At 65.6% G+C, this 15,291-nt stretch carries 24 protein-coding genes; 1 reads left to right on the top strand and 23 read right to left on the bottom strand.

Going from position 1 to position 15,291, the window contains the following annotated elements:
* The first annotated feature begins 23 nt into the window (after positions 1-23).
* Positions 24-2,105 carry an acyltransferase family protein gene (locus tag KCH48_RS11580; RefSeq protein WP_210572754.1) on the top strand — a complete coding sequence of 694 codons (2,082 nt, stop codon included), beginning with the start codon at positions 24-26 and terminating at the stop codon, positions 2,103-2,105.
* 30 nt (positions 2,106-2,135) lie between these two features.
* Here the strand turns inward: KCH48_RS11580 and truA are convergent, their stop codons facing one another.
* The 23 genes from truA to rplP all read right to left on the bottom strand — a co-directional run bounded on the left by truA (position 2,136) and on the right by rplP (position 15,289).
* Positions 2,136-2,993, bottom strand: a complete 858-nt coding sequence (gene truA / locus KCH48_RS11575) for a tRNA pseudouridine(38-40) synthase TruA (protein WP_210572752.1) — start codon at positions 2,991-2,993, stop codon at positions 2,136-2,138.
* Between the two features lie 142 nt (positions 2,994-3,135).
* Entirely contained in the window at positions 3,136-3,636 is a 501-nt protein-coding gene (rplQ, locus tag KCH48_RS11570; protein ID WP_210572744.1) for a 50S ribosomal protein L17, read from the bottom strand.
* A 117-nt stretch (positions 3,637-3,753) separates the two neighbouring features.
* Complete coding sequence (locus KCH48_RS11565) at positions 3,754-4,776, bottom strand: DNA-directed RNA polymerase subunit alpha (RefSeq protein ID WP_210572742.1); 1,023 nt, start codon at positions 4,774-4,776, stop codon at positions 3,754-3,756.
* Between the two features lie 225 nt (positions 4,777-5,001).
* The gene (gene rpsK / locus KCH48_RS11560; protein WP_003956432.1) at positions 5,002-5,406 is read right to left on the bottom strand and encodes a 30S ribosomal protein S11; all 405 of its coding nucleotides are present in this window, start codon (positions 5,404-5,406) and stop codon (positions 5,002-5,004) included.
* A 69-nt stretch (positions 5,407-5,475) separates the two neighbouring features.
* Positions 5,476-5,856, bottom strand: a complete 381-nt coding sequence (gene rpsM / locus KCH48_RS11555; RefSeq protein ID WP_037680379.1) for a 30S ribosomal protein S13 — start codon at positions 5,854-5,856, stop codon at positions 5,476-5,478.
* 191 nt (positions 5,857-6,047) lie between these two features.
* Positions 6,048-6,161, bottom strand: a complete 114-nt coding sequence (gene rpmJ, locus KCH48_RS11550) for a 50S ribosomal protein L36 (protein ID WP_003998809.1) — start codon at positions 6,159-6,161, stop codon at positions 6,048-6,050.
* A gap of 58 nt (positions 6,162-6,219) precedes the next feature.
* Positions 6,220-6,441, bottom strand: coding sequence for a translation initiation factor IF-1 (gene infA, locus KCH48_RS11545; protein WP_003948620.1), 222 nt, complete (start codon positions 6,439-6,441; stop codon positions 6,220-6,222).
* Positions 6,442-6,676: 235 nt separating this feature from the next.
* Complete coding sequence (map, locus tag KCH48_RS11540; protein WP_210572740.1) at positions 6,677-7,513, bottom strand: type I methionyl aminopeptidase; 837 nt, start codon at positions 7,511-7,513, stop codon at positions 6,677-6,679.
* Between the two features lie 134 nt (positions 7,514-7,647).
* Positions 7,648-8,310 carry an adenylate kinase gene (locus KCH48_RS11535; RefSeq protein ID WP_210572738.1) on the bottom strand — a complete coding sequence of 221 codons (663 nt, stop codon included), beginning with the start codon at positions 8,308-8,310 and terminating at the stop codon, positions 7,648-7,650.
* Positions 8,310-9,623, bottom strand: a complete 1,314-nt coding sequence (secY, locus tag KCH48_RS11530; protein ID WP_210572737.1) for a preprotein translocase subunit SecY — start codon at positions 9,621-9,623, stop codon at positions 8,310-8,312. The genes KCH48_RS11535 and secY overlap by 1 nt, the downstream gene beginning before the upstream one ends.
* 242 nt (positions 9,624-9,865) lie before the next feature.
* Positions 9,866-10,321 carry a 50S ribosomal protein L15 gene (rplO, locus tag KCH48_RS11525; protein WP_014674382.1) on the bottom strand — a complete coding sequence of 152 codons (456 nt, stop codon included), beginning with the start codon at positions 10,319-10,321 and terminating at the stop codon, positions 9,866-9,868.
* Positions 10,322-10,323: 2 nt separating this feature from the next.
* On the bottom strand, positions 10,324-10,506 hold the full coding sequence (gene rpmD, locus KCH48_RS11520) for a 50S ribosomal protein L30 (protein WP_005481207.1): 183 nt from the start codon (positions 10,504-10,506) through the stop codon (positions 10,324-10,326).
* Positions 10,506-11,114: a 30S ribosomal protein S5 gene (gene rpsE / locus KCH48_RS11515; protein WP_030671799.1), complete on the bottom strand. Its 609-nt coding sequence runs from the start codon at positions 11,112-11,114 to the stop codon at positions 10,506-10,508. The genes rpmD and rpsE overlap by 1 nt, the downstream gene beginning before the upstream one ends.
* A 40-nt stretch (positions 11,115-11,154) precedes the next feature.
* Positions 11,155-11,538: a 50S ribosomal protein L18 gene (gene rplR, locus KCH48_RS11510; protein WP_210572736.1), complete on the bottom strand. Its 384-nt coding sequence runs from the start codon at positions 11,536-11,538 to the stop codon at positions 11,155-11,157.
* Between the two features lie 3 nt (positions 11,539-11,541).
* Positions 11,542-12,081 (bottom strand): 50S ribosomal protein L6, encoded by a 540-nt coding sequence (gene rplF / locus KCH48_RS11505; RefSeq protein WP_210572735.1) that lies wholly within the window; start codon positions 12,079-12,081, stop codon positions 11,542-11,544.
* Positions 12,082-12,105: 24 nt separating this feature from the next.
* Positions 12,106-12,504, bottom strand: coding sequence for a 30S ribosomal protein S8 (gene rpsH / locus KCH48_RS11500; RefSeq protein ID WP_015658459.1), 399 nt, complete (start codon positions 12,502-12,504; stop codon positions 12,106-12,108).
* A 211-nt stretch (positions 12,505-12,715) separates the two neighbouring features.
* Positions 12,716-12,901 carry a type Z 30S ribosomal protein S14 gene (locus KCH48_RS11495; protein ID WP_003948630.1) on the bottom strand — a complete coding sequence of 62 codons (186 nt, stop codon included), beginning with the start codon at positions 12,899-12,901 and terminating at the stop codon, positions 12,716-12,718.
* 5 nt (positions 12,902-12,906) lie between these two features.
* A complete protein-coding gene (gene rplE / locus KCH48_RS11490; RefSeq protein ID WP_210572734.1) occupies positions 12,907-13,464 on the bottom strand; it encodes a 50S ribosomal protein L5 in 558 nt (185 codons plus the stop codon).
* A complete protein-coding gene (rplX, locus tag KCH48_RS11485; protein ID WP_003992365.1) occupies positions 13,464-13,787 on the bottom strand; it encodes a 50S ribosomal protein L24 in 324 nt (107 codons plus the stop codon). Before rplX ends, rplE begins: the two co-directional genes overlap by 1 nt.
* 2 nt (positions 13,788-13,789) lie before the next feature.
* Complete coding sequence (gene rplN / locus KCH48_RS11480; protein ID WP_003998823.1) at positions 13,790-14,158, bottom strand: 50S ribosomal protein L14; 369 nt, start codon at positions 14,156-14,158, stop codon at positions 13,790-13,792.
* A 200-nt stretch (positions 14,159-14,358) separates the two neighbouring features.
* The gene (gene rpsQ / locus KCH48_RS11475; protein ID WP_003992363.1) at positions 14,359-14,646 is read right to left on the bottom strand and encodes a 30S ribosomal protein S17; all 288 of its coding nucleotides are present in this window, start codon (positions 14,644-14,646) and stop codon (positions 14,359-14,361) included.
* Positions 14,646-14,870 carry a 50S ribosomal protein L29 gene (gene rpmC / locus KCH48_RS11470; protein ID WP_010036720.1) on the bottom strand — a complete coding sequence of 75 codons (225 nt, stop codon included), beginning with the start codon at positions 14,868-14,870 and terminating at the stop codon, positions 14,646-14,648. Before rpmC ends, rpsQ begins: the two co-directional genes overlap by 1 nt.
* Positions 14,870-15,289 (bottom strand): 50S ribosomal protein L16, encoded by a 420-nt coding sequence (gene rplP, locus KCH48_RS11465; protein WP_210572729.1) that lies wholly within the window; start codon positions 15,287-15,289, stop codon positions 14,870-14,872. The genes rpmC and rplP overlap by 1 nt, the downstream gene beginning before the upstream one ends.
* Positions 15,290-15,291: the final 2 nt, after the last annotated feature.

Here is a 15,291-nt window from a genome sequence, read left to right as displayed (position 1 = left end):
CGTCGCCCACTCTGGAGTACCCCATGCATCGTCAGCCGCCCACTGACCATCCCGGCCAGGACGGCCACGGTCAGCAGGGGTACGGCCGGCCGAGCTACGGACAACCGGCGTACGGACAACAGCCGCAGAGCTACGTCCCGCAGCAGCCGTACGTCCCGCAGCACGATGGATTCGACGCGTACGACACCGCGGTCGCCGCGCCCGAGCCGGAACCCGCGCCGCGGCGGGCGGCGCCGAAGCCCAAGCCGGAAGCCAAACCGGAACCGGCTCCTCTGCGCTCCCGCTTCCAGGCCGTCGACGGCCTGCGCGGCATCGCCATCCTGTCTGTGTTGCTGTACCACACCAACTGGTTCAGCAACGGACTGTTCGGCGTGGACGCCTTCTTCGTGCTGTCGGGCTTCCTCACCACGCTCCTGCTGATCCGCGAGGTCGAGCGCACCGGCCGTATCCGCATCGGCCGTTTCTACCGCCGCCGCTTCAAGCGGCTGCTGCCGGGACTGATGGTGACCCTCACCCTGGTCGTGGGGATCTCCTATCTCACCAGCCCGCTCAAGGAGGCCCAGACCGTCTCCGAGCAGGCGCTCGGCGCGCTCCTCCAGATCGGCAACTGGGCCCAGATCGCCCGCGGCGACGCGTACTGGGACCACTTCGGCGCCATCCAGCCCCTGTCGGCGATGTGGTCACTGAGCATCACCGAGCAGTTCTACGTCGTGTGGCCGCTGGTCCTCGTGGTGTCCTTCGCCGTCTTCCGCAAGCGTGTGCTCCCGGTCGCCGTGGTCACCATGGTGCTGTTCGGTGCCTCGGCGCTCGTCGCTCCGGTGCTGTGGCGGGGCGGCAACCACGACACCGACTTCCTGTACCTGGCGACGCAGACCCGCGCCGTGGCCTTCATGGCGGGCGCGGCCGCCGCGTTCCTCGTCTACCTGGTGCAGCGCAGGGCGGCGCGACGCGACACCGAGAGCAGCGGCGGGTACCACCTGGCCACGGTGACCGGAATCCTGTCCCTGGCCGCCGTGATCTACCTCAGCATCAAGGTCAGCACTTACCATGAGCCCCGCCTCTACCAGGGCGGACTGGCAGTCGTCGCCTTCCTGATCGCGCTCACCGCGGCCTGCCTCAGCACCGACCGCGGCCCGCTGGCGCGGGTGCTGCGCCTGAAGCCGCTCATGGAGATCGGCCAGATCTCGTACAGCCTGTATCTGCTGCACCTGCCGGTGTACTGGCTGCTGCTGATGGTCTACCCGGACATGAAGCCGTACGCCCTGTTCCTGCTCGGCGCCGGGCTCACCTGGCTGCTGTCGATGGTCATGCACTACACCATCGAGCAGTACCGGGTCCGCGACTGGCGCCCCGTCAAGGTGGTCCCCCTGTTCACCGCGGCCTCCCTGGCCATCGGCTTCGGCTCCTGGTACCTGCCCACGTACATCGCCGACTCCATGCGCCCCGACGGCAAGCCGCTGGTGCTCACCCTGGGCGACTCCATGGCTGAGGACTTCGCGACGGCGCTGGCACAGCACGGGGACGACTACGCGGTGGTCGACGGCGGCCAGCGAGGCTGCGGGGTGATGTCCCCGGCCGCCGTTCGCGACCGTACGGACACGGTCTTCGACAACTGGGACTCCTGCCTGAAGTGGGAGAAGTTCTGGGCGGACCAGCTCCAGGGCTCCCAGCCGGACGCGGCCCTCATCCATCTGGGCTGGGACGCGGCGGAACAGAAGATCGACGGCAAGTGGCTGACCGCGTGCAGTCCCGCCTACAAGTCCCGCTACGTCAAGCAGCTCGGCAAGGCCATGGAGCTGATCCGTACGGAGTCCCCCGACACCCGGATCATGCTCATGAACGAGCGGAACTACAACGGCGCGATCACCTCGGACTGGGGAACCTGCTTCAACGAGGTCGTCGCCGAGTTCACGGAGTCCTCCGACTCCCAGGTCCACCTGGTCGACCTCGACGGGTTGCTGTGCGACAGCACGGACTGCCGCCAGACCACGGACGGGGGCGCCCGCCTCTATCCGCAGGGCGACGACGTCCATCTCTCCAAAGCGGGCCTCGACTTCGTTGCACCGTGGCTGGAGAAGGAAGTGGCCGCGGCCCTGAAGTCCTGATACCGGAGGAGGCCCGGCCGGCCGCCCCCGCTACCCGCAACACCCCGCCGACGGCAACGTCCGCCTGTTCCGCGCCTCCTTGTTCCGCGCGGCCAGCAACTCGTCGGCGGGGTAACCGACTTCCTCCAACGTCAGCCCATGCGGCCGTACGACATGCACGGCCGAGTCACGCACACCGGCGGCAAGCACCTTCCCCGGCCAGTCCGGCCCTCGATGCCCGTCCCCCACGAACAACAACGCCCCGATCAACGACCGCACCATGTTGTGGCAGAACGCATCGGCCCGCACGGTCGCCGTGACGATCCCGTCCGCCCCCCGCACCAGGCGCAGCTCCTGCAGCGTACGAATGGTGGTCGCCCCCTCCCGCTTCTTGCAGTAGGCGGCGAAGTCATGCTCCCCCAGCAGCCCTTGAGCCGCCTCGTTCATGGCATCGACGTCGAGCGGCCAGTCGTGCCACAGCACATGACTCCGCAGCAACGGATCAACGCCCCCCGGATTGTCGGTGACGCGATACGCATACCGCCGCCAGACAGCCGAGAACCGCGCGTTGAACCCCTCCGGCGCCTCCCTCAGCGCCCACACCCGCACATCCTTCGGCAACCGCCCGGCAAGCCGCTTCAGCAACTTCTCGTGATGCTCCCCCCACACCTCCCGAGGCAGATCGACATGCGCGACCTGCCCCCGCGCATGCACCCCGGCATCGGTCCGCCCGGCCACGGTCAGCTCATACGTCTCCCGGGACCGCGTAACAGTCCGCAGAGCATCCTCGATCTCCCCCTGCACAGTCCTACGCCCACCGGCCTGCTTGGCCCAGCCGGAGAACTCGCTCCCGTCGTAGGACAGATCGAGGCGGACACGGACGTAACCCGCCGCTGCTTCATCGCTCACCCACAGATCCTCTCAGAAACACAAAAGCGGGCCCGCTCCTGGAAAGGAACGGACCCGCCAACGCCCTGAAGGGGCGCGGGGAACTGCGCGACAAGCCACGACGAACCCGCAGCCGCAAACCGAACAGCCCCCGGCAGAACGCTTACGCGTCCTTCGACTCCTCGGCAGGAGCCTCATCGGCCTTGGTCACATCGACCTTGGCCTCAGCAACCTCAGCACCCTCGGCGTCCTTAGCAGCACGCTTCGTCGCCGCCTCGGCCTCACCCGTCGCAGCCTGTGCAACAGTGAGCGCTTCGACCAGCTCGATGACAGCCATCGGCGCGTTGTCGCCCCGACGGTTACCGATCTTGGTGATACGGGTGTAACCACCCGGACGGTTCTCGTACCGCGGACCGATCTCGGTGAAGAGCGTGTGCACGATGCTCTTGTCCGTGATGACCTGGAGCACCTGACGGCGGTTGTGAAGGTCGCCCTTCTTCGCCTTGGTGACCAGACGCTCGGCGTACGGCCGCAGCCGACGGGCCTTCGCCTCGGTGGTGGTGATACGGCCGTGCTCGAAAAGCGCCTTCGCGAGGTTCGCGAGGAGCAGCTTCTCGTGCGCGGCACTGCCGCCCAGACGGGCACCCTTGGCGGGCTTCGGCATGATGTTTCTCCTAGGTGTCTGCCCCGGCCGTATCAGGTACCGGGGTCAGTATCCGAGCAGACGGTCGTCTGTCGGAGATCCGGGGTCCGCTGACGCGAACCCCGGAAGTGGAACCGATCAGTACTGCTCGGTCTCCACAAAGCCCGCATCCGCGTCGTCGTCCGCGCCGAACGCGTCCGCCGCAGCAGTGGGGTCGAATCCGGGCGGGCTGTCCTTGAGGGCCAGACCCATGCCGTGCAGCTTCGCCTTGACCTCGTCGATGGACTTCGCACCGAAGTTACGAATGTCGAGGAGGTCGGCCTCGGAGCGCGCGACCAGCTCACCCACGGAGTGGATGCCCTCACGCTTGAGGCAGTTGTACGACCGAACGGTGAGCTCAAGCTCCTCGATCGGCAGCGCCAGGTCAGCCGCGAGCGCAGCATCCGTCGGCGACGGACCCATGTCGATGCCCTCGGCGTCGATGTTGAGCTCACGGGCAAGCCCGAACAGCTCGACCAGCGTCTTACCGGCGGAAGCCATGGCGTCACGCGGACGCATGGCCTGCTTGGTCTCGACGTCGACGATCAGCTTGTCGAAGTCGGTGCGCTGCTCGACACGCGTGGCCTCGACCTTGTACGTGACCTTCAGCACCGGCGAGTAGATCGAGTCGACCGGAATACGCCCGATCTCCTGACCGACCTGCTTGTTCTGCACGGCGGAGACATAACCACGGCCACGCTCGACCGTGAGCTCCATCTCCAGCTTGCCCTTGCCGTTGAGCGTGGCGAGGACGAGATCGGGGTTGTGCACCTCGACACCGGCCGGCGGCGCGATGTCGGCGGCGGTGACCAGACCCGGACCCTGCTTGCGCAGGTACATCACGACCGGCTCGTCGTGCTCACTGCTCACGACCAGCTGCTTGATGTTGAGGATCAGGTCGGTGACGTCCTCCTTGACGCCCGGCACGGTGGTGAACTCGTGCAGGACACCGTCGATACGGATGCTGGTGACAGCGGCTCCGGGGATCGACGACAGGAGAGTCCGACGCAGGGAGTTGCCGAGGGTGTAGCCGAAGCCCGGCTCCAGCGGCTCGATCACGAACCGGGAGCGGAATTCGTCGACGACCTCTTCGGTCAACGAGGGACGCTGAGCGATCAGCATGTTGCGTTCCTTCTGTCAGGGGCGCCCGCTATTTGACGCCCTGATTTGTTACAAGGGTACGGGCGATACGACTCCGAAGAGCCATACCGCCCGCAAACCTCAAACCAAGCAGCCGTACGTCAGGTCAGACGCGACGGCGCTTCGGCGGACGGCAGCCGTACTGCGACATGTGGGGGATAACCCCCACACCCCCAGCCGGAAGCCGAGCCACCGTGAGCCGGTGCGTCAGACGCGACGGCGCTTCGGCGGACGGCAGCCGTTGTGCGGGGTCGGGGTGACGTCCTGGATGGAGCCGACCTCGAGACCGGTCGCCTGAAGCGAACGGATGGCGGTCTCACGACCGGAACCCGGGCCCTTGACGAACACGTCGACCTTGCGCATGCCGTGCTCCTGGGCGCGGCGGGCAGCCGACTCGGCGGCCATCTGCGCGGCGAACGGCGTGGACTTCCGGGAGCCCTTGAAGCCGACGTGGCCGGCGGAGGCCCAGGAGATCACGTTGCCGGACGGGTCCGTGATGGAGACGATCGTGTTGTTGAACGTGCTCTTGATGTGCGCGTGACCGTGAGCGACGTTCTTCTTTTCCTTGCGGCGCACCTTCTTGGCAGCGCCCTGACGACCCTTGGGGGGCATCTATAACTCCTACGGGGAGGTGGTCGGTCCTACAGCGAAGACCGCTGATGAAGCGTTGTCCGCTGCGGACTACTTCTTGCCCGGCTTCTTCTTACCGGCGATGGCGCGACGCGGGCCCTTGCGGGTACGAGCGTTCGTGCTGGTGCGCTGACCGCGGACGGGCAGGCCACGACGGTGACGGAGACCCTGGTAGCAGCCGATCTCCACCTTGCGGCGAATGTCGGCCTGGATCTCACGACGGAGGTCACCCTCGGTCTTGATGTTGTTGTCCACGTACTCGCGGATCGCGACGAGCTGCTCCTCGGAGAGGTCGCGAACACGGGTGTTCGGGTCGATGCCCGTCTCCGCCAGCGTCAGCTGCGAAAGGGTCCGGCCGATGCCGAACACGTAGGTCAGGGCGACTTCCACACGCTTTTCGCGCGGGATGTCGACACCGGAAACGCGTGCCATTCAATGGCTCCAGTTGTCGTTCGGAGGTCTGACACGGAACCGCCTCCCAGCCGCCGTACGAGGTACGAACTGGGTCCCCAGCCTCCGACCGGGGGTGTCAGGTCTGATGAGTCTCAGCCCTGGATTCCGCGTATGAACATGTACTGCTTGCGTCGCGCGAAGTTCTGCGGATGCAGAGAGTCGGTCGTGCGTCAGCCCTGGCGCTGCTTGTGGCGCGGGTTCTCGCAGATGACCATGACCCGACCGTGACGGCGGATCACCCTGCACTTGTCGCAGATCTTCTTGACGCTCGGCTTGACCTTCATTAGGTGAGGTTCTCCGGGTCAGTGCCACCACCCCGGCGAGCCGGGGCACAGGCAAGATCTACTTGTACCGGTAGACGATCCGGCCACGCGTCAGGTCGTACGGAGACAACTCCACCACGACCCGGTCGTCAGGGAGGATACGGATGTAGTGCATTCGCATCTTGCCGCTGATATGTGCCAGGACCTGGTGGCCGTTCTGGAGCTCGACCTTGAACATGGCGTTCGGAAGAGACTCGACGACAGTGCCCTCGATCTCGATGGCACCTTGCTTCTTGGCCACGCTTCGCCCTTCGAATCGACTACCTTGATCGACCCTGTGCGAGCGCATGCAGACATGCGGGTACACAAGAGCCGACGAGTCAGTCTACGTCAGCGCACCCGGAAAGACGAATCCAGGGAGCCTGCCCCAACCGGCAGATCATTAAGCGCCCCGGAGGGGCGCGGGGAACTGCGCGACAAGCCCCCACAAGCCCGCAGCCGCCGACGAGACCAGAACCACCCCACCCGTAGGGCACTCAAGCCAACGGATCCGGAGCCGCAACGACCCCGTACTCCGCCAACTTCGCCCTACCCCCGTCGGGAGACGTAAGCACCAGCGGCCCCTGCTCGGTCAACGCAACCGAATGCTCCCAGTGCGACGACCACGTACCGTCCGTCGTGACGACCGTCCAGTCATCCGCGAGGACCTCGGTCTTCGGCGTCCCCAGCGACACCATCGGCTCGATCGCCAGGCAGAACCCGGGCACCAGCTTCGGCCCCTTGCCGCGCCGCTTCTCGACATAGTTCAGCAGATGCGGATCCATGTGCATCTCCGTGCCGATGCCATGGCCGCCGTAGTCCTCGATGATCCCGTAGCGCCCGCCCCCCGGCTTCGGCTGGCGGCGGATGTACGTCTCGATGGCACGGGAGACGTCGACGAGGCGATGCCCCTGCTTCATCGCCGCGATGCCCGCCCACATCGACTCCTCCGTCACCCGGGAGAGCTCGATCAGCTCCGGCGCGTGACCGGAGCCCACGAAGGCGGTGTAGGCCGCGTCGCCGTGCCAGCCGTCGATGATCGCGCCGGCGTCGACGGAGATGATGTCGCCGTCCTTGAGGACGACCTCGTCGGACGGGATGCCATGGACCACGACCTCGTTCACGGAGGTGCAGATGGTGGCCGGGAAGCCGCCGTACCCGAGGAAGTTCGACTTCGCCCCGTGCTCCGCGAGCACCTTCCGCGCGACCTCGTCCAGGTCCTTGGTGGAGGCACCCGGCACGGCCGCCTCCCGCGTCGCCGCGTGAATGGCGGCAACGACCAGCCCTGCCTCACGCATCTTGGCGATCTGCTCAGGGGACTTGATCTGCACCATGGCGGCGGTGGCCTTTCTGCAACGGGGAGGAATGGGGCTGCTTCCACAACCATACGTGCGCGGCATGCGTCCGCTCTCACGCAGTAGCCGCGGTCCCCCGACGGGGAACCGCGGCTACGACAACGTACGAACGACTACTTCTCGTCGCCCTCGCGCTTCAGCGCCTCCAGCGCACGACCGGTGACCTCGTCCACGGGACCCATCGCGTTGATCGTGACGACCAGGCCCTGCGTCTTGTAGTAGTCGATGATCGGTTCGGTCTGCGTGTGGTAGACCTCGAGCCGCTTGCGGACGGTCTCCTCGGAGTCGTCGTCCCGCTGGTACAGCTCACCGCCGCAGACGTCGCAGACGCCCTCTTTCTTCGGCGCGCTGTACGTCACATGGAAGACGTGCGCGGAGTCCCTGCGGCAGATCCGCCGGCCGGCGATCCGCTTGACGACCTCTTCCTCGGGTGCCTCGAGATCCAGCACCGCGTCCAGCGTGACGTCCTCGGTCTCCAGCACCTCGTCCAGCGCCTCGGCCTGCGAGACATTGCGCGGGAAGCCGTCGAGCAGAAAGCCGTTCTCCGCGTCGGGCTGCTCCATGCGGTCCTTGGCCATCGCGATGGTGACCTCGTCGGGGACCAGGTTGCCGGCGTCCATGTAGGACTTCGCGAGTTTGCCGAGTTCCGTCTGCTGGCTGATGTTCGCGCGGAACAGATCGCCCGTGGAGATGTGCGGGATGCGCAGCTTCTCGGCAAGGCGCGTGGCCTGCGTACCCTTACCGGCGCCCGGCGGCCCGACGAGGACGATTCGCATCAGCGGAGGAACCCTTCGTAATTGCGCTGCTGGAGCTGGCTCTCGATCTGCTTCACCGTCTCGAGACCGACACCCACGATGATCAGGATGCTGGTGCCGCCGAACGGGAAGTTCTGGTTTGCCCCGAAACCAGCCAACGCCATTGTCGGGACGAGAGCGATCAGACCCAGGTACAGCGAACCCGGCCAGGTGATCCGGTTGAGCACGTACGACAGGTACTCAGCGGTCGGCCGGCCAGCCCGGATGCCCGGGATGAAGCCACCATACTTCTTCATGTTGTCGGCTACTTCTTCGGGGTTGAAGGAGATAGCCACGTAGAAGAACGCGAAGAACACGATGAGCAAGAAGTACAGAGTGATGTAAATCGGATGGTCACCCTTCACCAGGTGTGACTCGATCCACGTTTTCCAGCTGGAGTTCCCGCTCGAGAACTGCGCGATCAATGCCGGGATGTAGAGCAGCGACGAGGCGAAGATGACGGGAATCACACCCGCCTGGTTCACCTTCAGCGGGATGTACGTGGATGTACCGCCGTAGGACCGGCGGCCGATCATCCGCTTCGCGTACTGCACGGGGATGCGGCGCTGCGCCTGCTCGACGAAGACCACCAGGCCGACCATGAACAGGCCGACGAGGACGACGGTGCCGAACTCGATCCAGCCGCCGGCCAGGGAGCCCTGCGTCTTGATGGCCCACAGCGCGGACGGGAAGGTCGCGGCGATCGAGATGAACATCAGGATCGACATGCCGTTGCCGATGCCGCGGTCGGTGACGAGCTCACCGAGCCACATCACGACGGCCGTACCGGCGGTCATGGTGATGACCATGGTGATGGTCACGAAGATCGACTGGTCCGGGACGATCTCAGAGGCCACGGGGCAGCCCTGGAAGAGCGCGCCGCTGCGGGCGGTGGCGACCAGACCGGTGCCCTGGAGGACGGCGAGCGCGACCGTCAGATACCGGGTGTACTGCGTGATCTTCGCTGTACCGGCCGAGCCCTCCTTCTTCAGGGCCTCGAGCCGTGGGATCACCACCGTCAGCAGCTGCAGGATGATGCTCGCCGTGATGTACGGCATGATGCCGAGCGCGAAGATCGTGATCTGCAGCAACGCGCCGCCGCTGAACATGTTGACCAGACCGAACAGGCCCTGGTTGCCCTTGGCCACGTCGATACAGGTCTGGACGTTCTGATAGTCGACACCGGGGATCGGGATATGCGTACCGATCCGGTAGATCACGATGATGCCGAGCGTGAAGAGCAGCTTCTTGCGCAGGTCGGGCGTCTTGAACGCCCGGGCGAACGCGGTGAGCACGGTGCCTCCTGCGACCCCCGCGCTTCTGCGTCAAGGGTGACGGTTGTGAGATTCCGATGGATAACGACTTACGTAACGGTCAACTGCCGCTCTGAGTGCCCCACGTGAAGCACTCAGTAAAAGTTGGCAGTGCAGGCCACCTTACCCGCGGGACTGCCACCCTTGGAACGACCAACCGGGGATACCCCATTTGTGGGTATCCCCGGTCGGGATCGCTCAAGTCATCGAGGCGCCTGAGGTGTTCAGACGAGCTCGGTGACGGTGCCGCCGGCGGCGGTGATCTTCTCCTTGGCGGAGCCGGAGACGGCGTCGACCGTCACCTGCAGCGCCACGGAGATCTCGCCCTGGCCGAGCACCTTGACGAGGCTGTTCTTGCGAACAGCGCCCTTGGCCACCAGACCCTCGACGGTGACCTCGCCACCCTCGGGGTAGAGCGCGGCCAGCTTGTCGAGGTTCACGACCTGGTACTCGGTCTTGAACGGGTTCTTGAAGCCCTTCAGCTTCGGGAGACGCATGTGGAGGGGCATCTGGCCACCCTCGAAGCGCTCCGGAACCTGGTAGCGGGCCTTGGTGCCCTTGGTACCACGACCGGCCGTCTTACCCTTCGACGCCTCACCACGACCCACACGGGTCTTGGCGGTCTTGGCGCCCGGGGCGGGACGGAGGTTGTGGATCTTGAGCGGGTTCTGCTCCGCCATGATCAGTCGACCTCCTCGACCGTCACGAGGTGGCGGACGGTGTGCACCATGCCGCGGAACTCGGGACGATCCTCCTTGACGACCTGCGTGTTGATGCCCTTGAGACCAAGGGAGCGCAGGGTGTCACGGTGGTTCTGCTTGCTGCCGATGTACGACTTCGTCTGCGTGATCTTGAGCTGAGCCATTACGCAGCACCAGCCCCGGCACGCGCACGCAGCAGAGCCGCGGGAGCGACGTCCTCGAGCGGCAGACCACGGCGGGCCGCGATCTCCTCGGGACGCTGCAGACCCTTCAGGGCCTCCACGGTCGCGTGCACGATGTTGATCGCGTTCGACGAGCCGAGCGACTTCGACAGCACGTCGTGGATACCGGCGCACTCGAGCACGGCACGCACGGGGCCACCGGCGATAACACCGGTACCCGGCGAAGCCGGCTTGAGGAGAACGACGCCGGCAGCCTTCTCACCCGTGATCGGGTGCGGGATGGTGCCCTGGATACGGGGGACCTTGAAGAAGTGCTTCTTGGCCTCCTCAACACCCTTGGCGATGGCGGCCGGCACCTCCTTGGCCTTGCCGTAACCGACACCCACGGTGCCGTCACCGTCGCCCACTACGACGAGCGCAGTGAAGCTGAAGCGACGACCACCCTTCACAACCTTGGCGACGCGGTTGATCGCGACGACGCGCTCAACGTACGCGGTCTTCTCGGCGGCAGCTGCGCCGCCGTCACGGCCCTTCCGGTCCCGCCGCTCGCCGCCACCGGCACCGCCACCGCGGCGCTGGGGTCCAGCCATTGGAATTACCTCTCTCTGTCTCCGCTAGCTACGGAACCGACTAGAACTTCAGTCCGGCTTCGCGGGCGGCGTCCGCCAGAGCGGCAATGCGCCCGGCGTACTGGTTACCACCACGGTCGAATACGACGGCCTCGACGCCCGCGGCCTTGGCGCGCTCGGCGACCAAGGCGCCGACCTGCTTGGCCTGTGCGGACTTGTCACCCTCGCCACCGCGCACCGAGGTGTCCAGGGTGGACGCCGACGCCAGGGTGTGACCCTTGATGTCGTCGATCACCTGGGCCACGATGTGGCGGTTGGAGCGGGTAACGACCAGACGCGGACGCTCCGCCGTACCCGCGACCTTCTTGCGGATCCGGATGTGACGGCGCTTGATCGCGGCGCGCTTGTAGGCGTCGCCCTTAAGGATCTTCTGTCCGTATGCCATGGCTTACTTACCCGCCTTTCCGACCTTGCGGCGGATGACTTCGCCCTCGTACTTGACGCCCTTGGCCTTGTACGGGTCGGGCTTGCGCAGCTTGCGGATGTTGGCCGCAACCTCGCCGACCTTCTGCTTGTCGATGCCCTCGACCGAGAACCGCGTCGGGTTCTCGACCTTGAAGGTGATGCCTTCGGGGGCCTCGACGGTGATCGGGTGGCTGTAGCCGAGAGCGAACTCCAGGTTCGAACCCTTGGCCTGCACGCGGTAACCGACACCGCTGATCTCGAGCTTCTTCACGTAACCCTGGGTCACGCCGGTGATCATGTTCGCCACCAGCGTGCGGGACAGGCCGTGCAGGGCCTTGTTCTGACGCTCGTCGTTCGGACGCACGACGTTCAGCACGCCGTCCTCGCCCTTAGCGATCTCGATCGGCGCCGCGATGGTGTGGGAGAGGGTGCCCTTGGGGCCCTTCACCTGGACCGTGCGGCCATCGATGGTGACGTCCACGCCGGCGGGAACCGTGATGGGGAGCTTGCCAATGCGCGACATAGCTGTTTCCTCCGTTCCCTTCCGCTACCAGACGTAGGCGAGAACTTCTCCGCCTACGCCCTTCTTGCCGGCCTGCTTGTCGGTGAGAAGCCCGTGCGACGTGGAGATGATCGCCACGCCGAGGCCGCCGAGCACCTTCGGCAGGTTGGTGGACTTCGCGTACACCCGGAGACCGGGCTTGGAGATCCGCTTGATGCCCGCGATGGAGCGCTCACGGTTGGGGCCGAACTTCAGCTCCAGGACGAGGTTCTTGCCGACCTCGGCGTCCTCGACCTTCCAGCCCGTGATGAAGCCCTCCTGCTGGAGGATCTCCGCGATGTGAGACTTGATCTTCGAGTGCGGCATCGCCACGGTGTCGTGGTACGCCGAGTTCGCGTTCCGCAGACGCGTAAGCATGTCTGCGATCGGATCAGTCATGGTCATGAATTGGCCTTCGGCCTCTCTCGCCGGGGTTTCCTGGTGCGCCATCCCTCTCCCCGATCCGAGACGGGGCGGGTGCGGCGCGGTGGACCTACGGCGTAGTAAGTCGTATGGGCGTCCAGGCGCCCAACCCTCCTAGCCTAAGCCACGGAGAGGTGGGCACCTGACACTGCCCTTTACTTACCGAGAGTTCCTGACGTCCCGAAGTACGGGACTACCAGGAGCTCTTGGTCACGCCCGGCAGCTCGCCACGGTGAGCCATCTCACGAAGGCACACGCGGCAGAGGCCGAACTTGCGGTACACGGAGTGCGGACGACCACAGCGCTGGCAGCGCGTGTAGCCACGTACACCGAACTTGGGCTTACGAGCAGCCTTGGCAATCAGAGCCTTCTTCGCCATCTCGCTTACGCCTCCTTGAAGGGGAAGCCGAGGTGACGGAGGAGCGCGCGGCCCTCGGCGTCGTTGGTCGCCGTGGTGACCACGGTGATGTCCATACCCCGGACGCGGTCGATCTTGTCCTGGTCGATCTCGTGGAACATGACCTGCTCCGTGAGACCGAAGGTGTAGTTGCCACGGCCGTCGAACTGCTTGGGGGACAGACCACGGAAGTCGCGGATGCGCGGCAGCGCGAGCGACAGGGTGCGGTCCAGGAACTCCCACATGCGGTCGCCACGGAGCGTGACGTGGGCACCGATCGGCTGACCCTCACGCAGCTTGAACTGCGCGATGGACTTGCGGGCCTTGGTGACGGCCGGCTTCTGACCGGTGATCGTGGTGAGGTCGCGAATCGCGCCGTCGATCAGCTTGGAGTCGCGGGCGGCGTCGCCCACACCCATGTTGACCACGATCTTGACGAGGCCGGGGATCTGCATGACGTTCTCGTACTTGAACTCGTCACGCAGCTTGCCCGCGATCTCCTCGCGGTACTTCTGCTTCAGACGCGGGCTGGTGGTGGTAGTCATCAGATGTCCTCACCCGTCCGCTTGGCAACGCGGATCTTGTTGCCTTCGTCGTCGAAGCGGTAACCGACGCGGGTCACGACCTTGTTGCCGTCCTTCTCCACGACCAGCTGGACGTTGGAGACGTGGATCGGCGCCTCGGTGGTGACGATGCCGCCGGCCTGCGAACCGCGAGCCGTCGGACCTGCCTTGGTGTGCTTCTTGACCCGGTTGACACCCTCGACCAGGACACGGTCCTCACGGGGGAAGGCCGCGATGACCTTGCCCTGCTTGCCCTTGTCCTTACCGGTGATGACCTGGACCAGGTCGCCCTTCTTGATCTTCATGCTTACAGCACCTCCGGCGCGAGCGAGATGATCTTCATGAACTTCTTCTCGCGCAGCTCACGGCCGACGGGGCCGAAGATACGGGTGCCGCGAGGGTCGCCGTCGTTCTTCAGAATGACGGCGGCGTTCTCGTCGAAGCGGATGTACGAGCCGTCCGGACGGCGGCGCTCCTTGACGGTGCGAACGATGACCGCCTTGACGACGTCACCCTTCTTCACGTTGCCACCGGGGATCGCGTCCTTGACGGTGGCGACGATGACGTCACCGATGCCCGCGTAGCGGCGACCGGAGCCACCGAGCACACGGATGCAAAGGATCTCCTTCGCACCAGTGTTGTCGGCGACACGCAGTCGCGACTCCTGCTGGATCACGTCTATCTCCTGATTGTCTGCCGGTTCCCTCCGGGGGTTGACCCGGAGAGCCTGGCGGAACCGTCCTGCGGGTTACTCCGCAGGAATTACTTGTGCCTCTGCAGGCGACAACCCACGCCGGGGGCTTCACCGCGGCCAGGCCCGGGGGCCTGGGGGCGGAGCCCCCAGCGGGGGTCAGCGAGGGTGGAACCCCCGCTTGATTACTTCGCCTTCTCGAGGATCTCTACGACGCGCCAGCGCTTCGTCGCGGACAGCGGACGGGTCTCCATCAGGAGAACCCGGTCACCGACGCCCGCGGCGTTCTGCTCGTCGTGCGCCTTGAGCTTGTTCGTACGGCGGATGACCTTGCCGTACAGCGCGTGCTTGACGCGGTCCTCGACGGCGACGACGACGGTCTTGTCCATCTTGTCGCTGACGACGAGACCCTCACGGGTCTTGCGGAAGCCGCGCGCCTCTGCGGTCTGCTCAGTCACGTTGCTCTCACTCATCAGGCGCTCTCCACCGTCTCGATGCCCAGCTCGCGCTCACGCATCAGGGTGTAGATCCGCGCGATGTCCTTACGGACGGCCTTCAGCCGACCGTGGTTCTCGAGCTGTCCGGTCGCCGCCTGGAAGCGGAGGTTGAACAGCTCTTCCTTGGCCTCGCGGAGCTTGTTGAGCAGCTCCTCGTTGCCCAGCTCGCGCAGCTCGGACGCCTTGGTACCGGCCGACATCACGATTCACCTGCCTCGCGCTTGACGATCTTGCACTTCATCGGCAGCTTGTGAGCCGCACGGGTCAGGGCCTCGCGCGCGATCTTCTCGTTGGGGTACGACAGCTCGAACATCACACGTCCGGGCTTGACGTTGGCCACCCACCACTCGGGAGAACCCTTACCGGAACCCATGCGGGTCTCGGCGGGCTTCTTCGTCAGGGGGCGGTCCGGGTAAATGTTGATCCAGACCTTGCCGCCACGCTTGATGTGACGGGTCATGGCGATACGAGCCGCTTCGATCTGACGGTTCGTGACGTACGCCGGGGTCATCGCCTGGATGCCGTATTCGCCGAAGGCAACCTGCGTGCCACCCTTGGACATGCCGGAGCGCTTCGGGTGGTGCTGCTTGCGGTGCTTGACCCTACGGGGGATCAGCATGT

The organism is Streptomyces sp. GESEQ-4 (genome assembly GCF_017948455.1).
Lineage (GTDB): Bacteria > Actinomycetota > Actinomycetes > Streptomycetales > Streptomycetaceae > Streptomyces.
The sequence above is the reverse complement of the archived record's forward strand: the minus strand, read 5'-3'. Positions and strand labels throughout refer to the sequence as shown.

Excerpts from the sequence above, each read along its gene's own strand:
- KCH48_RS11580 (WP_210572754.1), top strand. The coding sequence starts at position 24 with ATGCATCGTCAGCCGCCCACTGACCATCCCGGCCAGGACGGCCACGGT.
- rplQ (WP_210572744.1), bottom strand. The coding sequence starts at position 3,636 with ATGCCGAAGCCCGCCAAGGGTGCCCGTCTGGGCGGCAGTGCCGCGCAC.
- KCH48_RS11565 (WP_210572742.1), bottom strand. The coding sequence starts at position 4,776 with ATGCTGATCGCTCAGCGTCCCTCGTTGACCGAAGAGGTCGTCGACGAA.
- rpsK (WP_003956432.1), bottom strand. The coding sequence starts at position 5,406 with ATGCCCCCCAAGGGTCGTCAGGGCGCTGCCAAGAAGGTGCGCCGCAAG.
- rpsM (WP_037680379.1), bottom strand. The coding sequence starts at position 5,856 with ATGGCACGCGTTTCCGGTGTCGACATCCCGCGCGAAAAGCGTGTGGAA.
- rpmJ (WP_003998809.1), bottom strand. The coding sequence starts at position 6,161 with ATGAAGGTCAAGCCGAGCGTCAAGAAGATCTGCGACAAGTGCAGGGTG.
- map (WP_210572740.1), bottom strand. The coding sequence starts at position 7,513 with ATGGTGCAGATCAAGTCCCCTGAGCAGATCGCCAAGATGCGTGAGGCA.
- KCH48_RS11535 (WP_210572738.1), bottom strand. The coding sequence starts at position 8,310 with ATGCGAATCGTCCTCGTCGGGCCGCCGGGCGCCGGTAAGGGTACGCAG.
- rplO (WP_014674382.1), bottom strand. The coding sequence starts at position 10,321 with ATGGCGGAGCAGAACCCGCTCAAGATCCACAACCTCCGTCCCGCCCCG.
- rpmD (WP_005481207.1), bottom strand. The coding sequence starts at position 10,506 with ATGGCTCAGCTCAAGATCACGCAGACGAAGTCGTACATCGGCAGCAAG.
- rpsE (WP_030671799.1), bottom strand. The coding sequence starts at position 11,114 with ATGGCTGGACCCCAGCGCCGCGGTGGCGGTGCCGGTGGCGGCGAGCGG.
- rplR (WP_210572736.1), bottom strand. The coding sequence starts at position 11,538 with ATGGCATACGGACAGAAGATCCTTAAGGGCGACGCCTACAAGCGCGCC.
- rplF (WP_210572735.1), bottom strand. The coding sequence starts at position 12,081 with ATGTCGCGCATTGGCAAGCTCCCCATCACGGTTCCCGCCGGCGTGGAC.
- rpsH (WP_015658459.1), bottom strand. The coding sequence starts at position 12,504 with ATGACCATGACTGATCCGATCGCAGACATGCTTACGCGTCTGCGGAAC.
- KCH48_RS11495 (WP_003948630.1), bottom strand. The coding sequence starts at position 12,901 with ATGGCGAAGAAGGCTCTGATTGCCAAGGCTGCTCGTAAGCCCAAGTTC.
- rplE (WP_210572734.1), bottom strand. The coding sequence starts at position 13,464 with ATGACTACCACCACCAGCCCGCGTCTGAAGCAGAAGTACCGCGAGGAG.
- rplX (WP_003992365.1), bottom strand. The coding sequence starts at position 13,787 with ATGAAGATCAAGAAGGGCGACCTGGTCCAGGTCATCACCGGTAAGGAC.
- rpsQ (WP_003992363.1), bottom strand. The coding sequence starts at position 14,646 with ATGAGTGAGAGCAACGTGACTGAGCAGACCGCAGAGGCGCGCGGCTTC.
- rpmC (WP_010036720.1), bottom strand. The coding sequence starts at position 14,870 with ATGTCGGCCGGTACCAAGGCGTCCGAGCTGCGCGAGCTGGGCAACGAG.
- rplP (WP_210572729.1), bottom strand. The coding sequence starts at position 15,289 with ATGCTGATCCCCCGTAGGGTCAAGCACCGCAAGCAGCACCACCCGAAG.